Source organism: Streptomyces sp. CG4 (genome assembly GCF_041080655.1).
Lineage (GTDB): Bacteria > Actinomycetota > Actinomycetes > Streptomycetales > Streptomycetaceae > Streptomyces.
Map to the genome: position 1 here is coordinate 2,407,793 of NZ_CP163525.1, position 23,635 is coordinate 2,431,427.

At 72.5% G+C, this 23,635-nt stretch carries 21 protein-coding genes; 16 read left to right on the forward strand and 5 right to left on the reverse strand.

The features are described 5' to 3' along the window. The first annotated feature begins 125 nt into the window (after positions 1 to 125). The 8 genes from AB5L52_RS11005 (at position 126) to AB5L52_RS11040 (ending at position 8,419) form a co-directional block, all read left to right on the forward strand. Entirely contained in the window at positions 126 to 992 is an 867-nt protein-coding gene (locus tag AB5L52_RS11005; RefSeq protein WP_369363665.1) for a polysaccharide deacetylase family protein, read from the forward strand. 197 nt (positions 993 to 1,189) lie between these two features. After that, on the forward strand, positions 1,190 to 1,927 hold the full coding sequence (locus AB5L52_RS11010) for an aminoacyl-tRNA hydrolase (protein ID WP_369363667.1): 738 nt from the start codon (positions 1,190 to 1,192) through the stop codon (positions 1,925 to 1,927). Further along, positions 1,924 to 2,562, forward strand: a complete 639-nt coding sequence (locus AB5L52_RS11015) for a TetR/AcrR family transcriptional regulator (protein WP_369363669.1) — start codon at positions 1,924 to 1,926, stop codon at positions 2,560 to 2,562. Before AB5L52_RS11010 ends, AB5L52_RS11015 begins: the two co-directional genes overlap by 4 nt. 77 nt (positions 2,563 to 2,639) lie before the next feature. Beyond that, positions 2,640 to 3,245, forward strand: coding sequence for a TIGR03086 family metal-binding protein (locus tag AB5L52_RS11020; protein ID WP_369363670.1), 606 nt, complete (start codon positions 2,640 to 2,642; stop codon positions 3,243 to 3,245). 108 nt (positions 3,246 to 3,353) lie between these two features. Then, a complete protein-coding gene (locus tag AB5L52_RS11025) occupies positions 3,354 to 4,700 on the forward strand; it encodes a DUF692 domain-containing protein (protein ID WP_369363672.1) in 1,347 nt (448 codons plus the stop codon). 198 nt (positions 4,701 to 4,898) lie between these two features. Then, on the forward strand, positions 4,899 to 5,669 hold the full coding sequence (locus tag AB5L52_RS11030; RefSeq protein ID WP_369363673.1) for a DUF4142 domain-containing protein: 771 nt from the start codon (positions 4,899 to 4,901) through the stop codon (positions 5,667 to 5,669). A 118-nt stretch (positions 5,670 to 5,787) separates the two neighbouring features. Beyond that, the gene (locus tag AB5L52_RS11035; protein ID WP_369363675.1) at positions 5,788 to 6,567 is read left to right on the forward strand and encodes a TIGR04222 domain-containing membrane protein; all 780 of its coding nucleotides are present in this window, start codon (positions 5,788 to 5,790) and stop codon (positions 6,565 to 6,567) included. Positions 6,568 to 6,760: 193 nt separating this feature from the next. Further along, positions 6,761 to 8,419, forward strand: a complete 1,659-nt coding sequence (locus AB5L52_RS11040) for an alpha/beta hydrolase (protein ID WP_369363677.1) — start codon at positions 6,761 to 6,763, stop codon at positions 8,417 to 8,419. Between the two features lie 52 nt (positions 8,420 to 8,471). Here the strand turns inward: AB5L52_RS11040 and hemQ are convergent, their stop codons facing one another. Together hemQ and hemG are read right to left on the reverse strand one after the other, a co-directional pair. Beyond that, positions 8,472 to 9,203, reverse strand: a complete 732-nt coding sequence (hemQ, locus tag AB5L52_RS11045; protein ID WP_351015653.1) for a hydrogen peroxide-dependent heme synthase — start codon at positions 9,201 to 9,203, stop codon at positions 8,472 to 8,474. A gap of 5 nt (positions 9,204 to 9,208) precedes the next feature. Further along, complete coding sequence (hemG, locus tag AB5L52_RS11050) at positions 9,209 to 10,663, reverse strand: protoporphyrinogen oxidase (RefSeq protein WP_369363679.1); 1,455 nt, start codon at positions 10,661 to 10,663, stop codon at positions 9,209 to 9,211. Positions 10,664 to 10,820: 157 nt separating this feature from the next. Between hemG and AB5L52_RS11055 the strand changes: the two genes are divergently transcribed. Both AB5L52_RS11055 and AB5L52_RS11060 read left to right on the forward strand, forming a co-directional pair. Continuing rightward, positions 10,821 to 11,789 carry a DUF4349 domain-containing protein gene (locus AB5L52_RS11055; RefSeq protein ID WP_369363680.1) on the forward strand — a complete coding sequence of 323 codons (969 nt, stop codon included), beginning with the start codon at positions 10,821 to 10,823 and terminating at the stop codon, positions 11,787 to 11,789. 33 nt (positions 11,790 to 11,822) lie between these two features. Further along, the gene (locus AB5L52_RS11060) at positions 11,823 to 13,217 is read left to right on the forward strand and encodes an FAD-dependent oxidoreductase (RefSeq protein WP_369368850.1); all 1,395 of its coding nucleotides are present in this window, start codon (positions 11,823 to 11,825) and stop codon (positions 13,215 to 13,217) included. A gap of 44 nt (positions 13,218 to 13,261) precedes the next feature. On the opposite strand, the gene AB5L52_RS11065 is transcribed toward AB5L52_RS11060, so the two are convergent. Then, positions 13,262 to 13,525 (reverse strand): hypothetical protein, encoded by a 264-nt coding sequence (locus tag AB5L52_RS11065; protein ID WP_351569443.1) that lies wholly within the window; start codon positions 13,523 to 13,525, stop codon positions 13,262 to 13,264. Positions 13,526 to 13,616: 91 nt separating this feature from the next. On the opposite strand from AB5L52_RS11065, the gene AB5L52_RS11070 reads away from it, so the two are divergent. Next, a complete protein-coding gene (locus AB5L52_RS11070; protein ID WP_369363682.1) occupies positions 13,617 to 14,441 on the forward strand; it encodes a rhomboid family intramembrane serine protease in 825 nt (274 codons plus the stop codon). Between the two features lie 9 nt (positions 14,442 to 14,450). On the opposite strand, the gene hemE is transcribed toward AB5L52_RS11070, so the two are convergent. Continuing rightward, positions 14,451 to 15,518 carry a uroporphyrinogen decarboxylase gene (gene hemE, locus AB5L52_RS11075; RefSeq protein ID WP_369363684.1) on the reverse strand — a complete coding sequence of 356 codons (1,068 nt, stop codon included), beginning with the start codon at positions 15,516 to 15,518 and terminating at the stop codon, positions 14,451 to 14,453. Between the two features lie 154 nt (positions 15,519 to 15,672). Here hemE and AB5L52_RS11080 point away from each other — a divergent pair, with 154 nt between their 5' ends. The 5 genes from AB5L52_RS11080 to AB5L52_RS11100 all read left to right on the forward strand — a co-directional run bounded on the left by AB5L52_RS11080 (position 15,673) and on the right by AB5L52_RS11100 (position 22,235). After that, positions 15,673 to 16,350, forward strand: coding sequence for a DUF3000 domain-containing protein (locus tag AB5L52_RS11080; RefSeq protein ID WP_351569450.1), 678 nt, complete (start codon positions 15,673 to 15,675; stop codon positions 16,348 to 16,350). A 282-nt stretch (positions 16,351 to 16,632) separates the two neighbouring features. Beyond that, positions 16,633 to 17,289, forward strand: coding sequence for a response regulator transcription factor (locus AB5L52_RS11085; RefSeq protein WP_351015673.1), 657 nt, complete (start codon positions 16,633 to 16,635; stop codon positions 17,287 to 17,289). A gap of 132 nt (positions 17,290 to 17,421) precedes the next feature. Further along, positions 17,422 to 18,714, forward strand: coding sequence for a ribonuclease D (locus tag AB5L52_RS11090; protein ID WP_369363686.1), 1,293 nt, complete (start codon positions 17,422 to 17,424; stop codon positions 18,712 to 18,714). A 171-nt stretch (positions 18,715 to 18,885) separates the two neighbouring features. Next, positions 18,886 to 20,112: an acetyl-CoA C-acyltransferase gene (locus tag AB5L52_RS11095; protein ID WP_369363688.1), complete on the forward strand. Its 1,227-nt coding sequence runs from the start codon at positions 18,886 to 18,888 to the stop codon at positions 20,110 to 20,112. Then, positions 20,109 to 22,235: a 3-hydroxyacyl-CoA dehydrogenase NAD-binding domain-containing protein gene (locus tag AB5L52_RS11100; RefSeq protein ID WP_369363690.1), complete on the forward strand. Its 2,127-nt coding sequence runs from the start codon at positions 20,109 to 20,111 to the stop codon at positions 22,233 to 22,235. The genes AB5L52_RS11095 and AB5L52_RS11100 overlap by 4 nt, the downstream gene beginning before the upstream one ends. A gap of 341 nt (positions 22,236 to 22,576) precedes the next feature. Here AB5L52_RS11100 and AB5L52_RS11105 read toward each other — a convergent pair whose 3' ends face one another. Next, positions 22,577 to 23,629, reverse strand: coding sequence for an NlpC/P60 family protein (locus AB5L52_RS11105; protein ID WP_369363692.1), 1,053 nt, complete (start codon positions 23,627 to 23,629; stop codon positions 22,577 to 22,579). Positions 23,630 to 23,635 lie beyond the last annotated feature (6 nt).

Here is a 23,635-nt window from a genome sequence, read left to right on the forward strand (position 1 = left end):
CACGGGATCAGCGAACGCGCCGCCGGCAGAGCGGTGTCTGTGCGGGCGCCGCCGTGCGGGTGACGTGACGTCGCGCCGCTGGACACATCGACACACAGGCGGTCATGCAGTCCTACTTTCATACGGTGATCCCACGAGTACGCCGTATCACCGCCGTCTGTGCCCTGGGCGCGGCTCTCGCCGCCTGCGGTACCGCGGACCCCGCGGGCGGTGCCCGCCCGGCCGCGGTCAACTCCCCCGTGTCCGCTTCCCCGTCCGCCTCCCCGTCCGCCTCGCGTCCGCCCGTGCTGGCCCCGGGCCCCGGCGGACTGACCCCGGTCTTCGAGCACGGCCCGCGCACCCTGGGCAAGACCGTCGCGCTGACCTTCGACGCCGACATGACCGCCGACGAGGGCGCCCGTGCGGCCGCCGGCGAGCACTTCGACAACCCCGACCTCATCGGCACCCTGCGGGCTCTGAAGGTGCCGGCGACGATCTTCATGACCGGCCGCTGGGCCGACGAGTACCCGACCGAGGCCCGCAGCCTCGGCCACGACCCGCAGTTCGAGGTCGCCAACCACTCGTACAGCCATTACGCGTTCACCGACGACTGCTACGGCCTGCCGACCGTCGGCGCCGACAGGATGCGGGCGGACGTGGAGCGGGCGTACGCCTCCCTGCACCAGGCGGGCGTGCCGCACGCGCTGCCCTACTTCCGCTTCCCCGGCGGCTGTTACGACCGGCGGGCACTGCGCGCGCTGAGCGGGCTCGGGGTGACCGCGGTGCAGTGGGACGTGGTGAGCGGCGACGCGTTCGCCACGGACGCCGGCGCTGTCACCCGGCAGGTGCTGGACGAGGTGAAACCCGGCTCGGTCGTCGTCATGCACTGCACCCGCAGCGCCGCCCCGACCACCGAGCAGGTCGTCCGCGCGGTCGTCCCGGAACTGCGCAAGCGCGGCTACCGGTTCCTGAAGGTCTCCGAGCTGATCGGCGAGAGCGGCGGACACCGCTGAGCGGCTGTCGCTGGCCGTAGGGCGGCCGTCGCCGCGCGCGTGTGGCGGCCGTCGCCGGGCGCGTGTGGCGGCTGTCGCCGGGCGTATGAGCGACGGGAGCGTGCTGTCCCGGGAGCCGACGGAGTACCCGGAGTCGTCCGCCCGCGCCGCGCAGCCGCAGGACGGGCACAGCCCCGCGCACCTTAAGGTTGGCCGGTGTGAGTCATGTTCCAGCGTCCCCCAGCCACAGTCCCTTCAGCTCTGACCGCAACCCTCGCGACGAAGCGCCCCAGTTCGTGTTGCCCCTGGTCGTGCGGATCGAGCGGGATGCGCCGCCCGCGCGTACCGATGCACTGGAGACGGCCGCCCGGGCGGTGCTCGTGCTGCTCGGGGACGAACGGGCGCACGGGGACGGCGAGTGGGCCGAGGCCATGCGGAACTGGGAGGACGCGCGGATCCGCAAGGTCGTCCGGCGGGCCCGGGGCGCCGAGTGGCGGCGGGCCGAGGCGCTGCCCGGGATCACGGTGACCGGGAAGTCCGCGCAGGTGCGGGTCTTCCCGCCGATTCCGCTCGACGGCTGGCCCAAGGATCTGGCGAAGCTCCAGGTGTCCGGCACCGAGCTGGACGACCCCGAGCCGCCCGTCGCCGCCGACCCGGTGCAGCCCACGCTGTGGCTGAATCCTGAGCTGGAGATGTCGGCCGGGAAGGCGATGGCCCAGGCCGGGCACGGCGCCCAGCTGGCCTGGTGGGCGCTGTCCGATGCGGAGCGCGCCGCCTGGCGGGACGCGGGTTTCGCGCTGGCCGTCCGCGCGGCCGACCCCGCCGACTGGGACCGGTTGACCGGCAGTGGGCTGCCGGTCGTCCGGGATGCCGGGTTCACGGAGATCGCGCCGGGCTCCTGCACGGTCGTCGCCGACCACCCCGCGCTGCGCCAGGACCCGGGGAGAGACCGATGACACGGGTCGACGGGCGGGTCGAACGGGGCAATCGCACCCGGCAGCTGGTGCTGCGCCGCACGGTGGAGATCGCCTCGGTCGAGGGCCTGGAGGCGCTCACCGTCGGCCGGCTCGCCGCCGAGCTGGAGCTGAGCAAGAGCGGGGTGTTCGCGCTCTTCGGCTCCAAGCAGGAACTGCAGCTGGCCACCGTGCGGGAGGCGGCGCGGATCTTCACCGAGCGGGTGCTCCGGCCCGCCGCCGAGACCCCGGCCGGCATCGGCCGGGTGTGGCGGCTGTGCGAACTGTGGCTGGAGTACTCCCGCGGCCGGGTCTTCCCGGGCGGCTGCTTCTTCTACGGCGTCATGGCCGAGTACGACGCCCGGACCGGGCCGCTGCACGACGCGGCGGTCCGCGCGCAGCGCGACTGGTCGGCCCATGTCGAGCGCACGCTCGACGAGGCGCGTACGGCGGGTGAGCTGCGCGCCGACACGGATGTCCCGCAGCTCGCCTTCGAGCTGGTGGCGTTGCTGGAGACGGCGAACGCCCTGTCGGTCCTGCACGACGAGGAGAGCGCGTACCGCAGGGCCAGGGTGGGCATCGCGGGGCGCCTGCGCGCGGCGGCCGCGGCCGGAGCCGCACTCCCCCAAGTCCCTTGATCTGGCTCCCTCTTGGGGTCGACGTCAGCCTTCCGAAAAAATGAGCACGATCGTTCGCTTTGTTTTACGCTCGGGCCATGACTGTGACCGGAGCGGACTTCGTGGAACTCGATCGGATCGCCGTACAGGAGGCCGTGCGCGTGGTGGACCTCGTCACGGCGGCGGACTGGGCGCGGGAGACGCCCTGCGCGGGCTGGACCCTGCGCCGGCTCGTCGCGCACATGACCGCGCAGCACATGGGGTTCGCCGCGGCGGCGCGGGGAGCGGGGCGGGATCCGGAGCACTGGCGGGAGAGCGAGGACCTGCGGGAGCCCGCCGAGGCACATCGGTCGGCCGCCGCCACCGCCCTGACGGCCTTCGCCGAACCGGGCGTGAGGGAACAGGAGTTCACGCTGCCGAACCTGGGCGATGTGCCGGGCGGCCGTGCGGTCGGCTTCCACTTCGTCGACTATGTGGTGCACGCCTGGGACGTCGCCGCCGCCCTCGGTACGACGGTGGAGTTCCCCGAGCACGTCCTCGGCGCCGCGCTCGACGTGGCCCGTGCGGTGCCGGCCGATCCCGGCCGGCGCGGCCCGGGCTTCTCCTTCGCCCCGGCGCTGGAGGTGCCCGAGGGTTCCGGCCCGCTGGCGGAGGCGCTGCGTCTGCTGGGCCGCAGTCCCGAGCGGTGGCCGGCGCGGGGCTGAAGCTCAAATGTTGCTCTGAACACGCCACGGAGGTGATTCGCGGCCGCCCGCCGGGGCCATACCCCCGTCATTCGCGGGAGGGACTCGTCGTTCGAAGGAGGGGGAGCCATGCGGCGACTGGGCACGGGGATCGGCTGGCGGCCGGAGATCGCGGACGCCGTGGAGGGCATGCCGGGGATCGACTGGGTGGAGGTCGTGGCGGAGAACGTGTGCCCCGGCCACCTTCCGGAGTCGCTGCTACGGCTGCGCGAGCGCGGGGTGACCGTGATCCCGCACGGCGTCTCCCTCGGCCTGGGCGGCGCCGACCGCCCCGATGCGGGCCGCCTGACGGCGCTCGCGGAGCGCGCGGAGGCCCTCGGCGCTCCCCTGGTCACCGAGCACATCGCGTTCGTTCGCGCCGGCGGCCCGCTCACCGCCTCCCCGCAGCTGGAGGCCGGGCATCTGCTGCCGGTGCCGCGCACCCGGGATGCCCTGGACGTGCTGTGCGAGAACGTACGCATCGCACAGGACGCCCTTCCGGTGCCGCTGGCCCTGGAGAACATCGCCGCGCTGTTCTCCTGGCCGGGTGAGGAGCTGACCGAGGGGCAGTTCCTGTCCGAGCTGGTCGAGCGCACCGGCGTACGGCTGCTGATCGACGTGGCCAACCTGCACACCAACCACGTCAACCGCGGCGAGGACCCGGCGGGGGCGCTGACCGAGCTGCCCGTGGAGGCGATCGCCTACGTCCATGTCGCGGGCGGCTTCGAGCGTGACGGCGTCTGGCACGACAGCCACGCCCACCCCGTGCCGCGCCCGGTGCTCGACATCCTGACCGACCTCGCCTCGCGCACCGCACCGCCCGGCGTCCTGCTGGAACGGGACGAGAACTTCCCCGAACCGGCCGAGCTGGAACGGGAGTTGACGATGATCCGAGAGGCGGTACGGGCCGGTCGCGAGCGTGCCGACGGGGGGACGCGGGCCGGCACCGGGACCGGTGGTGGCGCCGGGCCGGCGGGCGGGGGGGTCGCCGTACTCACGCGGGCGGCGGTCGGCGCGCGGGAGCGGGTCGGGGTCGCCCAGGCCGCGGTGCTGTCCGCGCTGGTGGCCGGGACGCCGGTGCCGGAGGGGTTCGACCGGGTGCGGATGGGGGTGCAGGCGCGGGCGCTCGCGGCGAAGCGGGCGGACGTGGTGGCGAAGGTGGCACCGGAGCTGCCGGTGATCCTCGGCACGGGGTACCGGGCGGCGTTCCTGGCGTACGCACGGGAGCGGCCGATGAGCGGCGGCTACCGCCGGGACGCCCTGGACTTCGCCGGACACCTGCTACGGGCCGACCGCCCGGAGGACGCGGGCGCCCGGCACGACCTGCGCGAGTGGTGGCTGGACCGCGCGGGCCCGACCCCGAGGCAGCACGGCGGACGAGTGACCCGGGCAGCACGGAGGGTACTGGCACGAGGAAGCCGCACCGCAGCACCCTGAGGGGCGCGGGGCCGTATCCGACATGCGGCTACCGCCGCGTGGGCGCGACCAGCCACAACCTAGCCGCAGGCGCCAACGCACCGTATCCGAACGGCGTCCCAGCGTCACCGACCGAAGCCCCGCAGGGAACCCTCGGTAATATGCCGCCCGCACCACACCCCCAGGCACACTCGCGTGCGGTGCGCTACAGGAGGCGCCATGCGACCCCGACCCCCGATCAAGGGCCGAGGCATATTCAGCGGCACCGGCCTCGTCATCGCGGCCCTCGCGGCGACCGCGGCGGCGCTGCTCTATCCGCTCTGGTCCTACGCCGGCCGGCAGCCGACATCCAGCGCTGCCGTGCTGAGCTCACCGACCGTGACGACTCCGTACGGGCCCCTGTCCGGGCAGGACCGGGACCTCATCACCGCGATGCGACTGGCGGATCTCTGGGAGCTGCCGGCCGGCGAGCTGGCGGAGCGGAAGGGAACCACGGCGGCCGTACGGGCGGCGGGCCAGCACCTGGTCTACGGGTGCACCTCGCTGGACGACCATGTCCGCACCGTCGCCACCCAGCTCGGGGTCCCGCTGCCGAACGAGCCGAACGCACAGCAGAACCAGTGGCTCGACGCCCTGGGCGCGGCGCAGGGCGAGGAATTCGACCGCCGGTTCGCCGGCATTCTGCGGCTCGCGCACGGCCGGGTGTACACGCTGGCCGCACAGGTCCGGGCCGGTACCCAGAACTCCCTGGTCCGCGATCTCACCGACGCCGCCAACGCCACCGCCCTGGACCACATCAAGGCCGTGGAGGCGACGGGCTACGTCGACTTCGCCGCGCTCGCCAAGGACCTGGCCGCCTCTCCGACCCCGGTACCGACCCCGCCGGCCGTCGACCCGAGCGCCGCCGTGCCCGTCACGCCGGCGCCGGGCGAGTCGTCCTCCATGCCGCCCGCCACCACCAGCCCGCCGCCGGGGACGAGCAGCCCCTGACGCCCCCTGCCCCGGACCTGACCTGGACGGGAAACGGAACGTCACAGACCGCTAACACTGTGTCCGGATGGTGAACAGGGCATGGCGTTCACCCAGGCCTCTGGCATAGAAAATTGTCATGTTCTGGGTCCTCCTGCTGCTCCTGGCCTGGGCTTTCGCCGGTACGGCGTGCACCCGGCTCTGCCTGACGGCCGTCCGCGCGGCCGCCTTGGACACGACCGCCGCGACGACGGATCGGGACCACGACCTGACGCTGTACGAGGCGGCGTTCCTCTCCGGCGGACCCTCCAGGGTCGCCGATGTGACCCTTGTCTCCATGGCCCGCCAGCGACGCCTGCTGCTCGCGCACACCGGCTGGGCCACGGTGGTGGACCCGCGGGGGCACGACGAGATCGAGCAGTCCGTCATCGGGGCCATAGGCCCGGAAGGCCAGTCGCGGATCGCGCCGGTACGGGCGCGGGCGGCCGGCGCCGAGCCGGTGCGGCGGCTCGCCGACGGGCTGGTGGACGCCGGTCTCGCCGTCTCCGAAGACGCCGGCACGACCGTGGGGGCCGCCGTCCGCCACGTGCGCGCCGCCGCACTGGCCGTGGCGGTGCTCGGCGTGACCGCGCTGCTGCTGCCCATCCAGACCGGCACGCCGCGGCTGCTGGTCGCCCTGTGGTTCGCCCTGCCCCTCACACTTTCCCTGAGCTGTCTGGCCATCGCCCGGTTCGAGGTGCACCCGTACTCGCGCTGGGCCTCCCCCGCCGGGCAGCGGCTGCTGGGCGCGCTCGTGCGCAGGCCGGCCGGCGACGAGCGGTCGTTCCTCACCTCGGTCGCCGTCCGCGGGATCCGGGCGATCGGCGAGCCGCGACTGCGCGCCGCCTTCACCCACCGCGACCAGCCCTGGCGGGAGTGACACGACGCCCCGGCGGGAGTGACACGACCGGCCCCGGCGGGAGTGCGGGGCGGCTTCGGGGGCGCATAGGGGGCATTGACGCCGACACCGGCCGGGCGGTGCTTGCCTTCACCGACGGGCGAACGAAATATCCCTTTTGTTGATCGTCGGGCGTGGCAGCCGTGCCATGGCCGCCGCACCGAAGGGACACGCGATGAGAGCTGCCGCCCTGTACTCGGCCGCCGGGACCCTGCTCCTGACCACCCTGGCCGCGGCCCCGGCGGGCGGCGCGCCCGCCGCCGCAGCCGCGCCCGGTGGCCCCGGAGTGGCCGAGCTGCGCGGCACCGAGGTAGCCGCGGCCCGCGCCCTGGCGACCGGCATCGACTTCGGCGCGTGTGACCCCGCCGACGTACCGAAGGCGGCGCGCGGCGTACGGTGCGGCACGGTGTCCGTCCCGCTCGACTACGCCCACCCGGACGGCCGGCAGATCAGGCTGACCGTCAGCCGGACCCCGGCGACCCAGAAGGACCCGCGCAACAGCAAGCGGAAGGTCCCCCGGCAGGGCGCCCTCGTCTACAACCCGGGCGGCCCCGGTGCGTCGAGCATGCTGTTCCCGCTGGTCGGCGCGATCCCGGAGTGGCAGCGGATGGCTGCCGCGTACGACCTGATCGGCTACTCCCCGCGCGGCGTGGGCCGTTCGGCGCCGCTGTCCTGCGAGGCCCCGAAGCGCTTCGCCACGGCGCCCACCGCGTCGCCGAGCCGCCCCTCGGAGTCGTTCAAGCGGCAGCGCATCGCGCAGGCCAAGGCGTACGCGCGCGGCTGCGCCCGGCACGCCGGGGACAGCCTGCGCTTCTACAACTCCCTGAACAACGCCCGGGACCTGGACGTCCTGCGGGCCGCACTGGGCGAGGACCGGCTGACGTTCTTCGGGGCGTCGTACGGCACCTACTTCGGCGCGCTGTACGCGACGATGTTCCCCACGCACGTACGGCGCATGGTGCTGGACTCGGCGGTGAACCCGGACCCGCAGAAGGTCTGGTACCGCAACAATCTCGACCAGTCGGCCGCGTTCGAGGAGCGCTGGGCGGACTTCCGGGACTGGATCGCCCGGCACGACGACGTCTACCGGCTCGGCAACACGGCCGCGAAGGTGCAGCGCAGCTACGACACCGCGCGCGAGCGGCTGGCCGCCAGGGCGGCCGGCGGGAAGGTCGGCCCCGGCCAGCTGCAGAACGCGCTGCTGAAGGCCGGGTACACCGACACCTACTGGCCGAGCCGGGCCCAGGCCCTCTCGGCGTATCTGCACGGCGACCCGAAGCCGCTGGTGCGCATGGCCGCGCCGAGCCCGAAGGAGGCCGCGGACGCGGAGAACACCAACGCGGTCTACACGGCCGTGGAGTGCAACGACGCGCCCTGGCCGACGGACTGGCGGACGTGGGACCGGGACAACACCCGGCTCGCCCGGGTGGCGCCGTTCGAGACCTGGGACAACGCGTGGATGAACCTGCCGTGCGCCTACTGGCCGGCGCCCCGCCAGCAGCCGCTGGACGTGCGGACCGGGCCGGGTGAGCTGCCGCCGGTGCTGATCCTGGCGGCCGAGCGGGACGCGGCGGCGCCGTACGCGGGGTCGCTGGAGATGAACCGGCGGCTGGCCGGTTCGGTGCTGGTGACCGAGCGGGACGCGGGTACGCACGGCATCGGGGCCGGTCCCAACAAGTGCGTCAACGGCTATCTCGACAGCTACCTGCTGGAGGGCAGTGTCCCCGTGCGGAGCGCGTCGTGTGCGCCGCACGAGGAACCGGCTGCCTCCGGCGGTCCTGCCGGGAAGAAGCCTCAGGGCGACTCCCGACGAGGCAGGACCGGCCGGCGCTAGGCGCACTGCTCGCCCTGCCGGCGCCGCCCCTCAGGGCGCCGGCAGGGCGCTGTCAGGCCAGGCCCGCCACCAGCTCCGTGATGTTCTTGCGGCGGCCCGTGTAGAACGGGATCTCCTCGCGGACGTGCCTGCGGGCCTCGGAGGCGCGGAGGTGGCGCATGAGGTCGACGATGCGGTACAGCTCGTCGGCCTCGAAGGCCAGGATCCACTCGTAGTCGCCGAGGGAGAACGAGGCGACCGTGTTGGCGCGCACGTCCGGGTAGCCGCGGGCCATCTTGCCGTGGTCGGCGAGCATGCGGCGGCGGTCCTCGTCGGGCAGCAGGTACCAGTCGTAGGAGCGCACGAAGGGGTAGACGCTCACGTAGTTGCGGGGCGTCTCGTCGGCGAGGAACGCCGGGATGTGCGAGCGGTTGAACTCGGCCGGGCGGTGCAGCGCCATGTTGGACCAGACCGGCTCGAGGGCGCGGCCCAGCTTCGTGCGCCGGAAGAGGTTGTACGCCTCCTGGAGCTGGTCGCTGGTCTCGGCGTGCCACCAGATCATGAGGTCGGCGTCGGCGCGCAGGCCGGAGACGTCGTAAGTGCCGCGAATCGTCACGTCCTTGGCGGCGAGCTGGTCGAACAGCTCCTGGACCTCGTCGGCGTAACCGGCACGGTCCTCCGGCAGCACGTCCTTCAGCTTGAAGACCGACCACAGGGTGTAGCGGATGACCTCGTTGAGGTCCTTGGCCAGCTTGCCCTTGTTCGGGATCTTGCCGGACTGGGTGATGGGGGCGTCGTCGCTCATGGTCCCTATTCTCCTGCTCCGCCGTGGAGGCTCTGCACCGGGTTGGCCGCCGGCTCCCGGATTGCGCTGAGATCGCCGGCCAGCTGGTCCACCGCCGCGTACGCGCTCGCGATGCACGCCGGGATGCCGACGCCGTCGTACTGCGCGCCGCACACCGCGAGCCCCGGCAGCTTGGCGACCTGCTCGCGGATGCGGGCCACGCGCGCGTGGTGCCCGACCGGGTACTGGGGCAGGCCGTCGGTCCAGCGGGTGACCCGGGTCTCAAGGGGGGCGGCGTCCAGGCCGGTGGCCTCGCGCAGATCGTGCCGGGAGACCTCGACCAGGGCGGCGTCGTCCCGCTGGAGGATCTCCGTCTCGCCGTGCCGGCCCACGGAGGTGCGCAGCACGACCACGTCCGGGTCCTCGTCGGCGATCCAGCCCCACTTGTGGGAGGCGAACGTGGACGCCTTGATGGTGCGGCCGTCGACCGGCGGCACCAGGAAGCCGCTGCCTTCGGGGAGGTGCAGACCGGAGCGGCGGTAGGCGAGGGTGACCAGCGCCATCGACGCGTACTCGACGGCGGCCAGCTCGGCGGCGGCCTCCGGGGACTCGGCGCGCAGCAGCCGCGCGGCGGCCGGGGCGGGTACGGCGACGATCACGGCGTCCGCGTGCAGCACACGCTCCCCGGCGGTGATCCGCCAGCCGCCGGAGGCCTCGGTGCGCAGGTCGGTGACCGGGGTGCCGGTGCGGATCTCGCCGCCGCGCGCCCGGACGGCATCGGCGACCGCGAGCGGCAGGGTGCCCACGCCGCCCTCGATGCCCATGAAGACCGGGCCGGTCTGCTGCTGCGCCGCGGCCCTGGCCTGGATCTCGCGGACTCCCTCGGTGAGGGACGCGTGCGTGCGGGCGGCCTGGAAGAGCTGCGGGACGGCCGAGCGCATCGAGATGCGGTACGCGTCGCCCGCGTACACCCCGCCGAGCAGGGGCTCGACCAGGCGGTCGACGACCTCGCGGCCGAGCCGGGCGGCCACGAACTCCCCCACGGCCACGTCGTCGCCGACCTCCGTGCGGGGCAGGCCGGCGTCGCGCTCGATGCGGGCGAGGCCCTCCTCGGACAGCACGCCGGAGAGCGCGGCGGCGGTGCCGGGCACGCCCATCACATGCCCCTTGGGCATGGGGCGCAGGGCGCCGCGGGTCCAGATCGAGGCCGACGCGGTGGCCGGCGGCTGCAGCCGCTCGGCGAGCCCCACCTCGCGGGCGAGGGCCACGGCCTCGGGGCGGCGGGCGAGCATCGACTCGGCGCCCAGGTCGACCCGGACGCCCGCGATCTCACCGGGCAGCAGCTTGCCGCCGACCCGCCCGGCGGCCTCCAGCACGGTCACCCGCGCGCCGCGCCCGAGCAGCCGGTGGGCGGCGGCCAACCCGGCGACACCGGCTCCGATGACGACGACATGCCCGGTACGGGTACCCGTTGCGCTCATGCCCCCACTCTCTCAGACCCCACTGACAGTCCCGCCGCGGCCCGGTGATCGCAACGAGTCCGGACCGTGACCGCTTCGGGACCGTTGACGCCAAACGTCCCCGCTCGCCCCGGCGTCGTAGGACCGTCACAGATCACCGTCCCCGGGGGTACCGCCCATGCGCACACCACGTTCCCTGCGACGACACCCGTTTCGGCCGCTGGCCGGTCTCCTGCTCGCCGCCTCCCTCGCCCTCGCCGGATGCAGTGGCGCGGACGGCTCGGGCGGCGCCTCGCCGAAGTCCGCCGCGGACTCCGCGGCACGGCAGCGGGGCGCGGGCGGCGGCAGCCCGGACGCCGCCACGTCCCCCCGTCGGTCACCCCGGCTCTCCGCGGGCACGATCATCCGCACCGCGTCCCTGACCATCGAGGTCAAGGACGTCACCAAAGCGCTGGACCAGGCTCGCGCCGCCACCGAGAGGGCGGGCGGATACGTCGGCAACGAGGACACGAGCCGGGACGCCGACGGCCACCAGCGCACCCGCGTCGTCCTGCGGGTGCCCGGCGCGCAGTACGACCCGGTCCTCGCCGGCCTCCAGGGAACTGGCAGGCTGATCGACCGCACGGCCAAGGCCGAGGACGTCACCGACCAGGTCGTGGACGTGGACAGCCGCGTCAAGTCGCAGCGGGCGAGCGTCGACCGGATCCGCGCGCTGATGGACCGGGCGACCCGGCTGAGCGATGTCGTCTCGCTGGAGGGCGAGTTGAGCAGCCGCCAGGCCGACCTGGAGTCGCTGCTGGCGCAGCAGGCCGCCCTGAAGGACCGCACCAGCCTCGCCACGATCACGCTGTCGCTGTCCGAGACGCCGGTGCGGAAGGCGGCCCGTGACGACTCCCCCGGCATCGGGGACGCGCTGGCGGGCGGCTGGCACGTGTTCGTCACCGTGCTGCGCTGGTGCGTCCTCGCGCTGGGCGCCGCCCTGCCGTTCGTGGCGTTCGCGGCTCTGCTGACACTCCTGTGGCTGCGGGTCGTACGGCCCCGGCTGCCGCAGCGCCGGGAGCCCGCGCCGGCGATGACCGCGCTGGGTCCGCTGCCGTCCGCGCGCCCGGTACGGGACCCGGACGCGCCCGGGACCGGCCGGGACTGAAATGCCGTGGCCCCGTAGCGTGTTCCCATGACCATGACCATGAGCGGTGGGCGGGGCGGGACGGAACGGCTGGTCGTGATCGGCGGCGACGCCGCGGGCATGTCCGCGGCGTCGCAGGCGCGCCGGCTGAAGGGGCCCGGCGAACTGGAGATCGTGGCCTTCGAACGCGGCCACTTCACCTCCTTCTCGGCCTGCGGCATCCCCTACTGGGTGGGCGGCGACGTCCCCGAACGGGACGACCTGATCGCCCGCACCCCCGAAGAGCACCGCGCGCGTGGCATCGATCTGCGGCTGCGCACCGAGGTCACGGAGATCGACGTGCGCGGACAGCGGGTACGCGCGCGTGACGTCGATTCCGGCGCCGAGTCCTGGACGTCGTACGACAAACTCGTGATCGCGACCGGGGCTCGCCCGGTCCGTCCCGACCTGCCGGGCGCGGACGCCCCCGGCGTGCACGGCGTACAGACGCTGGACGACGGCCAGGCCCTGCTGGAGACGCTGGCACGCACGCGTGGTCGCAGAGCGGTGGTCGTGGGCGCCGGCTACATCGGCGTGGAGATGGCGGAGGCGCTGATCAACCGCGGTTTCGAGGTGACGGTCGTCAACCGCGGCAGGGAGCCCATGTCGACGCTCGACGCGGACATGGGCCGCCTGGTGCACCGGGCCATGGAGGGCCTCGGCATCACGATGGTGAACGACGCCGAGGTCACCAAGATCCTCACCGGTCAGGACGGCCGGGCCCGCGCGGTCGTCACGGAGGACGCCGAGTACCCCGCGGACATCGTGGTCCTCGGCATCGGCGTCCGCCCGGAGACCGCGCTCGCCCGGGCCGCGGGCCTGCCCCTCGGCGGCCACGGCGGACTGCTCACCGACCTGGCGATGCGGGTGCGCGGCCACGAGAACATCTGGGCGGGCGGCGACTGCGTGGAGGTGCTGAACCTGGTCTCCGGCCAGGAGCAGTACGTCCCCCTCGGCACCCATGCCAACAAGCACGGCCAGGTCATCGGCAGCAACGTCGGCGGTGGGTACGCCGTCTTCCCCGGCGTGGTCGGCACGGCGGTCAGCAAGGTCTGCGACCTGGAGATCGCCCGCACCGGCCTGCGCGAGAAGGACGCCGACCGGGTGGGCCTGCGGTACGAGACCGTCACCATCGAGTCCACCAGCCGCGCCGGCTACTACCCCGGTGCCTCCCCGATGACGGTCAAGATGCTCGCCGAACGCCGCACCGGCCGCCTGCTCGGCGTCCAGATCGTCGGCAGGGAGGGCGCGGCGAAACGGGTCGACATCGCCGCGGTGGCGCTGACCGCGCGGATGACGGTGGAGCAGATGACAGCCCTGGACCTGGGCTACGCCCCACCGTTCTCACCGGTGTGGGACCCGGTGCTGGTGGCGGCGAGAAAGGCGACGGCGAAGCTACGCGCCTTCTAGGCCGTGCAGCCACGCGCCTCCTATGCCCTGAAGCCACGCGCCGCCTAGGCCGTGCCGCTGATGCGCGGCAGGGCGGAGACGGCGGCCGGCTGCTCGCCCGCGGGCTTGGCATGGGTGGCGGACGGCCGCGTGGACCTCAGCCGGTAGCTCACCGCCTCGTCCAGGGTCACGGGCCGCTGCGTCTGCGCGGCGAGCCGCCCGGCCTCCTGGCCGAGCCGCGCGACATCCTCCCAGGGGAGCCGCACGACCAGCGAGATCTCCGCCTCGCCGTCGGGCAGAGCATGCATCGGAGTGATTCGTTCGCTCATCGCCTGTCCTCACGTCGGTTGCCCACACATACGCGCACCCACGCCGCCGCGTTCACCGGTTCGCCCGCACCATCGCGGGCAGTACTTCTGTGTGGTCATCCCCGTCCATGACGTGAACCCGGTGCGCCGCACCCCCTGGGTGACGTACGCGCTGATCGCCGCCAATGTGCTCGTGTTCCTCAGCACGCCCGGGATAGCGGGCTCCGTGGCCGGTGGCAGCGATCTGGCGCAGCTGTGCCATCTGCAGGCCTTCATGGATCACTACGCGGCGGTCCCCAGAGAGCTGATCCACCATCAGATGCCCCCGGTGGTGCCGACGGGAGACACCGGCGTGGGTCCGCAGGGTCCGGGCTGCGTCGTGGCCCCGCCGTCCTACGACAAGTCGCCGCCGCTGTCGGTCTTCACGGCGATGTTCCTGCACGGCAGCTGGCTGCATCTGCTGGGCAACATGCTGTTCCTGCTGATCTTCGGCAACAACGTCGAGGACCGGATGGGCCACATCCGCTACTTCCTCTTCTACGTCGTCTGCGGTTACGCGGCCGGTTACGGCTTCGCCCTGCTCAACGCCGCCTCGGGCGACCCGCTGATCGGCGCGTCGGGCGCGATCGCCGGGGTCCTCGGCGCCTACATCGTGCTGTGGCCCGGGGCGCGGGTCTGGGTCCTCGTGCCGTTCCTGGTCTTCCTGCCGCTCAGGCTGCCCGCCTGGCTGGTGCTGGGCTTCTGGTTCGTGCTGCAGGCGGTGTACTCGTCCGGGCACGGAGTCTCCGACGCCGGCACGGTCGCGTACGCGGCCCACGTCGTCGGATTCGTGGCGGGCATGCTGCTCGCCTGGCCGCTCAAGCCCGGCACCCCGCCCCCGCCGGAGCCGCCCGGCCTGCTGTTCGGCAGGCGGGCGCGGCCCCGTTACACCTGGTGAGCCGGTGCGTCAGCGGGCGGTCGCGGTGTGGACGTAGTCCACGAGCCGGGTCAGCGCGTCCGGGTCGGTGTTCGGCATGACGCCGTGGCCGAGGTTGAAGACGTGGCCCTCCAGGCCGGCGGCCGCGTCCAGCACCTCCTGGGCCTTGGCCTCGACGGTGTTCTTGTCGGTGAACAAGACCGTCGGGTCGAGGTTGCCCTGGAGCGCCTTGCCGGGGCCGACGCGGCGGGCGGCCTCGTCCAGCGGGACGCGCCAGTCGACGCCGACGACGTCCGCGCCGGCCTCGCCCATGAGCTTCAGCAGCTCACCGGTGCCGACACCGAAGTGGATGCGCGGGACGCCGTACCCGGCGACGGCGTCGAGGACCTTCGCCGAGGCGGGCATGGCCGAGTGCCGGTAGTCGGCGGGGGCGAGGGCGCCGGCCCAGGAGTCGAAGAGCTGGACCGCGCTCACGCCGGCGTCGAGCTGCACCTTCAGGAACGCGGTCGTGATGTCGGCGAGCCGGTCGAGCAGGTCGGCCCACAGCTGGGGGTCGCCGTACATCATCGCCTTGGCGTTCTCGTACGTGCGAGAGGGACCGCCCTCGACCAGGTAGCTCGCGAGGGTGAAAGGCGCGCCCGCGAAACCGATCAGCGGGGTCGCGCCCAGCTCGCGGGTGAGCAGGCCGATCGTCTCGGTGACGTAGGGGACGTCCTCGGGGGTGAGGTCGCGCAGCCGGGCGAGGTCGGCGCGGGTGCGGATCGGCTCCTCGACGACCGGGCCGACGCCGGGCTTGATGTCGAGGTCGATGCCGATGGCCTTGAGCGGGACGACGATGTCGCTGTAGTAGACCGCCGCGTCCACGCCGAGGCGCCGTACCGGCTGGAGCGTGATCTCGGTGGCCAGCTCGGGCCGCGTGCAGGATTCGAGCATCGGAACGCCCTCGCGGACCTTGCGGTACTCGGGCAGGGAGCGGCCGGCCTGACGCATGAACCACACGGGGGTGTGCGGCACGGGTTCGCGCCTGCACGCTTTGAGGAAGGCGCTGTCGTACGTCGCTGGCGGCTGCGTGCCCGTGGGGCTGTCGTTGGCGGTCACGGGGCAAGTTTCGCATGCCGTGGGATGCACACTTACCCGGTGTGCCGGTTGCTGCCGGGTGGGCGCCGGGCGGCGGCACGGCCGCCCGCGGCCGCGAGTGTCGCAAGGGTGTCTTGCCCTGCGCGAAGCCGCGGTTCCCCTTACTCTTCCCCGCATGGCTGCGGCTCACGGACGAATGTCGGACAGCGCTGACGGATTGGACGACGTGAAGGACACGGAGGAGGCGGACCGGCGCGCCGGTGCTGAGGGGCCGCCGGCTTTCCGGGCCGCGGTCGACGCCCTGCGCAACTGCCGGCTGCGGCCGCAGGTCGAGGTGGAGCCCACGCCCGCCCCGCAGCGGCTCGCCCCGCACGCTTACGCGCTGGAGGCCGTCGTGGTCGACGGCGATCAGGAGCTGGCCGACGGCCGGCTGGTGCTGCTGCACGACCCGGCGGGCCACGACGCCTGGCGCGGAACGTTCCGGCTGGTGACGCTGGTGCGCGCGGAGCTGGAGGCGGAGATGGCGGCCGATCCGCTGCTGCCCGAGGTGTGCTGGTCCTGGCTGACCGGGGCGCTGCAGGCGCGCGCGCTGGGCTATGGCGAGCCGAGCGGCACCATCACGCGCGCGAGTTCGCACTACTTCGGCGGGCTGTCCGAGCGGCCGGCGGCCTCGCAGATCGAGATCCGGGCGTCCTGGACGCCCCGCGAGGGCCTGGGCGGGGTGCCCGACACGGCGTCCCATCTGGCCTCCTGGTGCGATCTGCTGGCCCAGGTCGCGGGGCTGCCGCCGGCCGGTCCGGGAGACGCCTCGGTGGTGACGTTGCCGCAGCGCAGGGGCCCGCAGTCGCGGTGAGCCGACCGCCGGGCCCGGGCGGTGTCATCCGCATGGGCGCCTTATTGACCATCCCTTTGTCGATACGGCCACTTTCCGCACCCGAATCGCATCCGCTCGAAGCGACTCGATCTTCGGATGATCGATCGCGTGTCCGAATTGCGCAGATTGTTACTCACTAGATCGTGATCATTCTCTAAAGGCGGACGAGTTTGCTGCCGAAGACGACTGTGACCTTGAAAGCACGGTTCGTCCCGGCTTCCTCCCCACAAGCCGGCCCCGTCCCCCCACCCAGGAGGCCTGGTGTCCGTTCTCCTCGAGCAGCCCGCAAGCCTGGTCGCCTACCGCCCGAACAAGCCGACCGCCATGGTGGTCGTGGCCGACCCGCGTGTCCGCTCCACCGTCACCCGCCACCTGTGGGCGCTCGGCGTGCGCGATGTCATCGAGGCCTCGTCCATCGCGGAGGCTCGTCCCCGCATCGGCAACCCGCGCGACATCTGTGTCGCCGACGTCCACCTGCCCGACGGCTCCGGCCTGACCCTGCTGTCCGAGACCCGCGCCGCGGGCTGGCCCAACGGGCTGGCGCTGTCCGCCGCCGACGACATCGGCGCGGTGCGCAACGCGCTGGCGGGCGGGGTCAAGGGCTACGTCGTCACCGGCACCCGTACCAACATCGGCCTGCCCGCCCGGCCCGGCACCGCCCCCCTCGGCGCCGCCCGCATGCACCGCCGCCCCCCGGGTGCCCCGAGCCACCCGGGCGGCTACCGCGAGCTGTCCGGACGCGAGGTCGAGGTGCTCCGGCTGGTCGCGGAGGGCCAGTCGAACAAGGCGATCGGCGTCTCGATGGGCCTGTCCGCCCTGACCGTCAAGAGCCATCTCGCCCGCATCGCCCGCAAGCTGGGCACCGGCGACCGGGCGGGCATGGTGGCCGTGGCCCTGCGCACCGGAATCATCCACTGAGCCGTTCGGCGCAGCGGCCGGCTCCCGCGTGAACCGCAGCTTTCACCGGCCTGACTGGTTTACGACCCTCCCGCGCCCGTCGACGGAACGTTCCGTCGACGGGCGCCGTCCACACACGGATACCCTTGACAGGTGACCGACGCCCAAGACACCGCAGCAGACGGCTCCCTGCGCACCACCGGAGGCACTCCTCCGGACGACGCCGGATCTTCTGTGACGGGGGCGCCGACTCCGCTGCTCGAACCCCGTGAGGGCATTCCGCCCGTGATCGCCGACGAGGCCGCCCTCGCCGCGGTCATCGCCGCCTTCGCCGCGGGCTCCGGCCCGGTCGCCGTCGACGCCGAGCGCGCCTCCGGCTACCGCTACGGCCAGCGCGCCTACCTGGTGCAGCTGCGCCGCCAGGGCGCCGGGTCCGCGCTGGTCGACCCCGTGGCCTGCCCGGACCTGTCCGCGCTCGGCGAGGCCCTGTCCGATGTCGAGTGGGTGCTGCACGCCGCCACCCAGGACCTGCCCTGCCTGCGGGAAATAGGCATGATCCCGAGCCGGCTCTTCGACACCGAGCTGGCCGGCCGGCTCGCCGGGTTCCCTCGGGTGGGCCTCGGCGCCATGGTCGAGAACGTTCTCGGTTTCGTCCTGGAGAAGGGCCACTCCGCCGTCGACTGGTCGACCCGGCCGCTGCCCGAGCCGTGGCTGCGCTATGCCGCGCTCGACGTGGAACTCCTCGTCGACCTGCGCGACGCCCTGGAGAAGGAGCTGGACCGGCAGGGCAAGCTGGAGTGGGCCCTGCAGGAGTTCGACGCGATCGCGACGGCGCCGCCCGCCGAGCCGAGGAAGGATCCCTGGCGGCGTACGTCGGGCATGCACAAGGTGCGCAGGCGCCGGCAGCTCGGTGTCGTACGGGAGCTGTGGGAGACGCGGGACCGGATCGCGCAGCGGCGGGACGTGTCGCCGGGCAAGGTGCTCAGCGACGCCGCCATCGTGGAGGCGGCGCTCGCCCTTCCGGCCAACGTCCACGCGCTCGCGGCGCTGAACGGGTTCGGGCACCGGATGGGGCGGCGGCAGCTGGAGCAGTGGCAGGCGGCGGTGGACCGTGCGAAGGCCCTGACCGAGTCGCAGCTGCCGCAGCCGGGACAGCCGGTCACCGGGCCGCCGCCGCCACGGGCGTGGGCCGACAAGGATCCCGTCGCCGCGGCGCGGCTGTCCGCGGCCCGGGCGGGGGTGACGACCCTTGCCGAGCAGCTCGGCATGCCCCAGGAGAACCTGGTGTCCCCGGACACGGTCCGGCGCATCTGCTGGGAGCCGCCGAAGGCGGTCGACACCGAGTCCGTCGGAGCCACGCTGGCGGGCTACGGCGCGCGCCCGTGGCAGGTGGAACAGGTGACGCCCGTTCTGCTCGCGGCGCTGGCCAACGGCCAGGGTGTCTAGACGACGAGATCAAGCCATACCGCTCTCCAGCGCGGGACCACCGGTGTGACCTTCGCCGCTCCAGCTCGCAGGGCTGTGCAGCTACGTTACTCATAAGTAGCATGGGGCCTGAGCGCGCGCTCAGTGCAGCGTTGCGCAGCAGTGCCATCCCGCATCTGGAGGAGAGCCATCGTGCCTCGTACCGTCAGGGACGTCGTCTTCGTCGACGGCGTCCGCACCCCGTTCGGCAAGGCGGGCCCGAAGGGCATCTACCACGAGACCCGCGCCGACGACCTTGTCGTGAAGGCGATCCGGGAGCTGCTGCGCCGCAACCCCGGTCTGGACCCGAAGAAGATCGACGAGGTCGCCATCGCCGCGACCACGCAGATCGGCGACCAGGGCCTGACCCTCGGCCGTACGGCCGGCATCCTCGCCGGTCTGCCGCAGTCCGTGCCCGGCTACTCCATCGACCGCATGTGCGCCGGCGCGCTGACCGCCGTGACGACCACCGCCGGTTCGATCGCCTTCGGTGCCTACGACGCCGTCATCGCCGGTGGCGTCGAGCACATGGGCCGTCACCCGATGGGCGAGGGCGTGGACCCGAACCCGCGGTTCGTGAGCGAGAAGCTGGTCGACGAGTCCGCCCTGTTCATGGGCATGACCGCGGAGAACCTGCACGACCGCTACCCGCAGATCACCAAGCTGCGCGCCGACGAGTACGCGGTGCGCTCGCAGGAGAAGGCCGCCAAGGCGTACGCCAACGGCAAGATCCAGCAGGACCTGGTGCCGATCTCGGTGCGCCGCACCAGCCCGGAGGCCGGCGAGACCGGCTGGGGTCTGGTCACCGCCGACGAGCCGATGCGTCCGGGGACCACCCTGGAGAACCTGTCGGGTCTGAAGACGCCGTTCCGTGTGCACGGCCGCGTCACCGCCGGTAACGCCGCCGGTCTCAACGACGGTGCGACCGCCTCGATCATCACCTCCGAGGACTTCGCCCGCGAGAACGACCTGCCGGTGAAGATGCGCCTCGTCTCGTACGCCTTCGCGGGTGTCGAGCCCGAGGTCATGGGCTACGGCCCGATCCCGGCCACCGAGAAGGCCCTCGCCAAGGCCGGTCTGTCGATCGAGGACATCAACCTCTTCGAGATCAACGAGGCCTTCGCCGTCCAGGTGCTCGCCTTCCTGGAGCACTACGGCATCGCCGACGACGACGCGCGCGTCAACCAGTACGGCGGCGCCATCGCGTACGGCCACCCGCTGGCCTCCTCCGGTGTCCGTCTGATGACGCAGCTGGCCCGCCAGTTCGAGGAGCAGCCGGAGGTCCGTTACGGCCTCACCACCATGTGTGTCGGCTTCGGCATGGGCGCCACGGTGATCTGGGAGAACCCGAACCACAAGGACGCCGGAGGCAACAAGTGAGCACCACCGAACTCCTGAAGGGCGCGGCCGAGCTGTTCCCCGACGAGGTCGTGACGTCCGCGCACGTACGCCACTTCGAGCTGCCGTTCGGCGCGGGCCGCTTCGCGCTGATCACGCTGGACAACGGCCTGGACCACACCAAGCCGACCACCTTCGGACCGGCCTCGCTGGCGAACCTCAACACCGCTATCGACCAGGTCGAGAAGGAGGCGGCCGAGGGCACGATCGTCGGTGCCGGTGTCACCGGCAAGCCGTTCATCTTCGCGGTCGGCGCCGACCTCAAGGGCGTCGAGCTGCTCAAGGAGCACGAGCACGCGCTCGCCATCGGCAAGGGCGGCCACGAGGTCTTCAAGCGCCTCGCCGGCCTCGCCGTGCCGACCTTCGCGTACTACAACGGCGCCGCGATGGGCGGTGGCGTCGAGGTCGGTCTGCACTGCACGTACCGCACCGTCTCGAAGGCCATCCCGGCGTTCTCCCTCCCCGAGGTGTTCCTGGGCCTCGTCCCGGGCTGGGGCGGCTGCACGCTGCTGCCGAACCTGATCGGCGCCGACAAGGCCGTCTCGGTGATCATCGAGAACAGCCTCAACCAGAACAAGCAGCTCAAGGGCCAGCAGGTCTTCGACCTGGGTATCGCCGACGCCCTCTTCGAGGGCGCCGACTTCCTGGAGCAGTCGCTGCTCTGGACCGCCCAGGTACTGAAGGGCGACATCGAGGTCGAGCGCCCGGTGATCGACCGCGGTGAGGCCTGGGACCAGGCCGTCGCCAAGGGCCGTTTCATCGCGGACTCCAAGGTGCACGGCGCGGCCCCGGCCGCCTACCGCGCCCTGGACATCATCGCGGCCGCCAAGAACGGCGACCTGCAGCAGGGGTACGACGCCGAGGACCAGGCGCTCGCCGACCTGATCATGGGCGGCGAACTGCGCGCCGGCATCTACGCGTTCAACCTGGTGCAGAAGCGCGGCAAGCGCCCGGCCGGTGCGCCCGACAAGAACCTGGCGCGTTCCGTGACCAAGGTGGGCGTCGTGGGCGCGGGCCTGATGGCCTCGCAGCTCGCCCTGCTCTTCCTGCGCCGCCTGGAGGTGCCGGTCGTGCTGACCGACATCGACCAGGAGCGCGTCGACAAGGGTGTGGGCTACGTCCACGCCGAGATCGACAAGCTGCTCGGCAAGGGCCGGATCAACCAGGACAAGGCCAACCGCCTCAAGGCGCTGGTCACCGGTGTCCTGGACAAGGCCGAGGGCTTCTCCGACGCGGACTTCATCATTGAAGCCGTCTTCGAGGAGATCGGAGTCAAGCAGCAGGTGTTCGCCGAGGTCGAGGCGGTCGCCCCGGCGCACGCGATCCTCGCGACCAACACCTCCTCGCTGTCGGTGTCGGAGATGGCGTCGAAGCTCCAGCACCCCGAGCGGGTCGTGGGCTTCCACTTCTTCAACCCGGTCGCGGTCCTCCCGCTGCTGGAGATCGTCCGCGGTGAGAAGACCGACGACGCCTCCCTGGCCACGGCGTTCGCCGTCGCCAAGAAGCTGAAGAAGACCGCGGTGCTGGTGAAGGACGCTCCGGCGTTCGTCGTGAACCGCATCCTGACCCGCTTCATGGGCGAGATCCAGAACGTCATCGACGAGGGCACCCCGGTCGAGGTCGCCGAGAAGGCCGTGGAGCCGCTCGGTCTGCCGATGTCCCCGCTGGTGCTCCTGGAGCTGGTCGGCCCGGCGATCGGTCTGCACGTCTCGGAGACCCTCAACCGGGCCTTCCCGGACCGCTTCACGGTCTCCCCGAACCTCGCGGCCGTCGTCAAGGCGGGCAAGCGCGGCTTCTACGTCTACGACAGCGGCAAGCCGGAGCTGGACCCGGAGGTCGCCGCGCTGCTCCAGCAGGGCGACTCCGTCCTCACCGAGGAGCAGGTCCGCGAGCGCGTGCTGAACGCGGTGGCGCAGGAGATCGGGCTCATGCTCGAGGAGGGCGTCGTCGCCGAGGCCCAGGACATCGACCTGTGCCTGATCACGGGCGCCGGCTGGCCCTTCCACCTGGGCGGCATCACGCCGTACCTGGACCGCGAGGGCGTCTCGGAGCGCGTGAACGGCAAGAAGTTCCTGACCCCGGGCGTGGCGTCGATTCCGGCGTAACACCGGTGACGGCATGAAGGGCCCCCGCGGCGGCGGGGGCCCTTTCGCATGCTCAGACCGCTCGCCGCCGCGATCCGGCCTTCCGCGTCCCTTGTGAGCAACACCCTTGCTTCCACCGGACGTTGGGGGCCCGACTCGGTCCACCGGCGCGGCCCTGTGCGTCGACGGCGACCGCGGGCGTGCTCGTGCGGTCGCTCTGCTTCAGCGGGTTGCCGACCGGGGAGCCGTCCAAGGCGGCGAGGCGCGGACGGAAGTGGGCGCCGTCGCGGCCGCGCAGGAGCCAGTCGCCGTTCACCGGTTCACCCTGTGCGGCGCCGGTACGGCGGCCCGCGCCCGCCTGCTCACAGCCGCTTCGCGCTGCGGAACAGCCCGGCGTAGAAGCCGTTGCCGTCGAGGCGGGAGACACCGCCCTGGTCGCCGATGGTGGGACCGTTCTGCTCCTTGCGGCTGGAGATGAAGACCTTGTGGCCCTCGGTGTCCGGGCCGAGGTAGATCGCGGAGTGGTCCATGTGGTCGGCGGTGCGGTGGTCCATCTTGAAGAACAGCAGGTCGCCGGGCTGCAGGACGTCGATGTTCTTCGGCCGCACGTACCAGGGGCTCGGGCCCTGGAGCTTGATGATGTCCACGCCCTCCTTGCCGCGGGCCATGCCGTCGGCGGTGCGCGGCAGTCCGTCGCCGTGGGTGTTGTCGGACATCAGCGGGAAGCGGGCCCGGTAGCCGTAGACCAGGCGCAGATAGCCGGAGCAGTCCACGGAGCGCAGCCGGTCCTTCTGCGGGTGCACCGTGACGCCGTCCCGGAAGGTGTACGGGATGCCCAGGTAGTCGTAGAAGTCGGTCTGTTCGTAGCGGTCCACGCCGTCGGCCTTGAGGGGGCCGTAGTTCGCGTGGCCGGCGTACTGGATGCCCTGGTCGTCCTTCTTGACCGGGGCGCCCTGGATGTACTGGAAGGCGAACGCGAAGACGTCGTCCTCCTCGCTGCCGTAGTACTGCTTGAACCAGTCCTTGAACCACTGCTGCCTCTCGGCCCCCTTGGTCCAGGTCTCCGGCATGAGGCGGACCCAGTCGTCGGTGACCACCTTGGTGGTGGTGTTGGCGGGTTCGCCGAAGGTCCGCGTCGGGCCCTTGAGGGTGGCCGTACGGGCGCCGTCCGTGAAGGTGGCGATGACCGCGCCCTTGCCGTCGCGCAGCACCGAGCGCGCCGGGCTGTTCAGCCGTTCCCAGGTCTGCTTGCCACTCGCCCCGCCCGAGCCGTTCAGGTTCTCGGTGATCGTCTGGGTGGCCGGGAGCTTCGCCTTCTCGTCCTTGCCCAGCTCGTAGGTGAAGTAGGCGCTGCCCGCGAGCAGGGCCAGGACCGTCACCGTGTGGACGGCGGGGCGGCCTTTGCGCTTCGGCATGGTGGG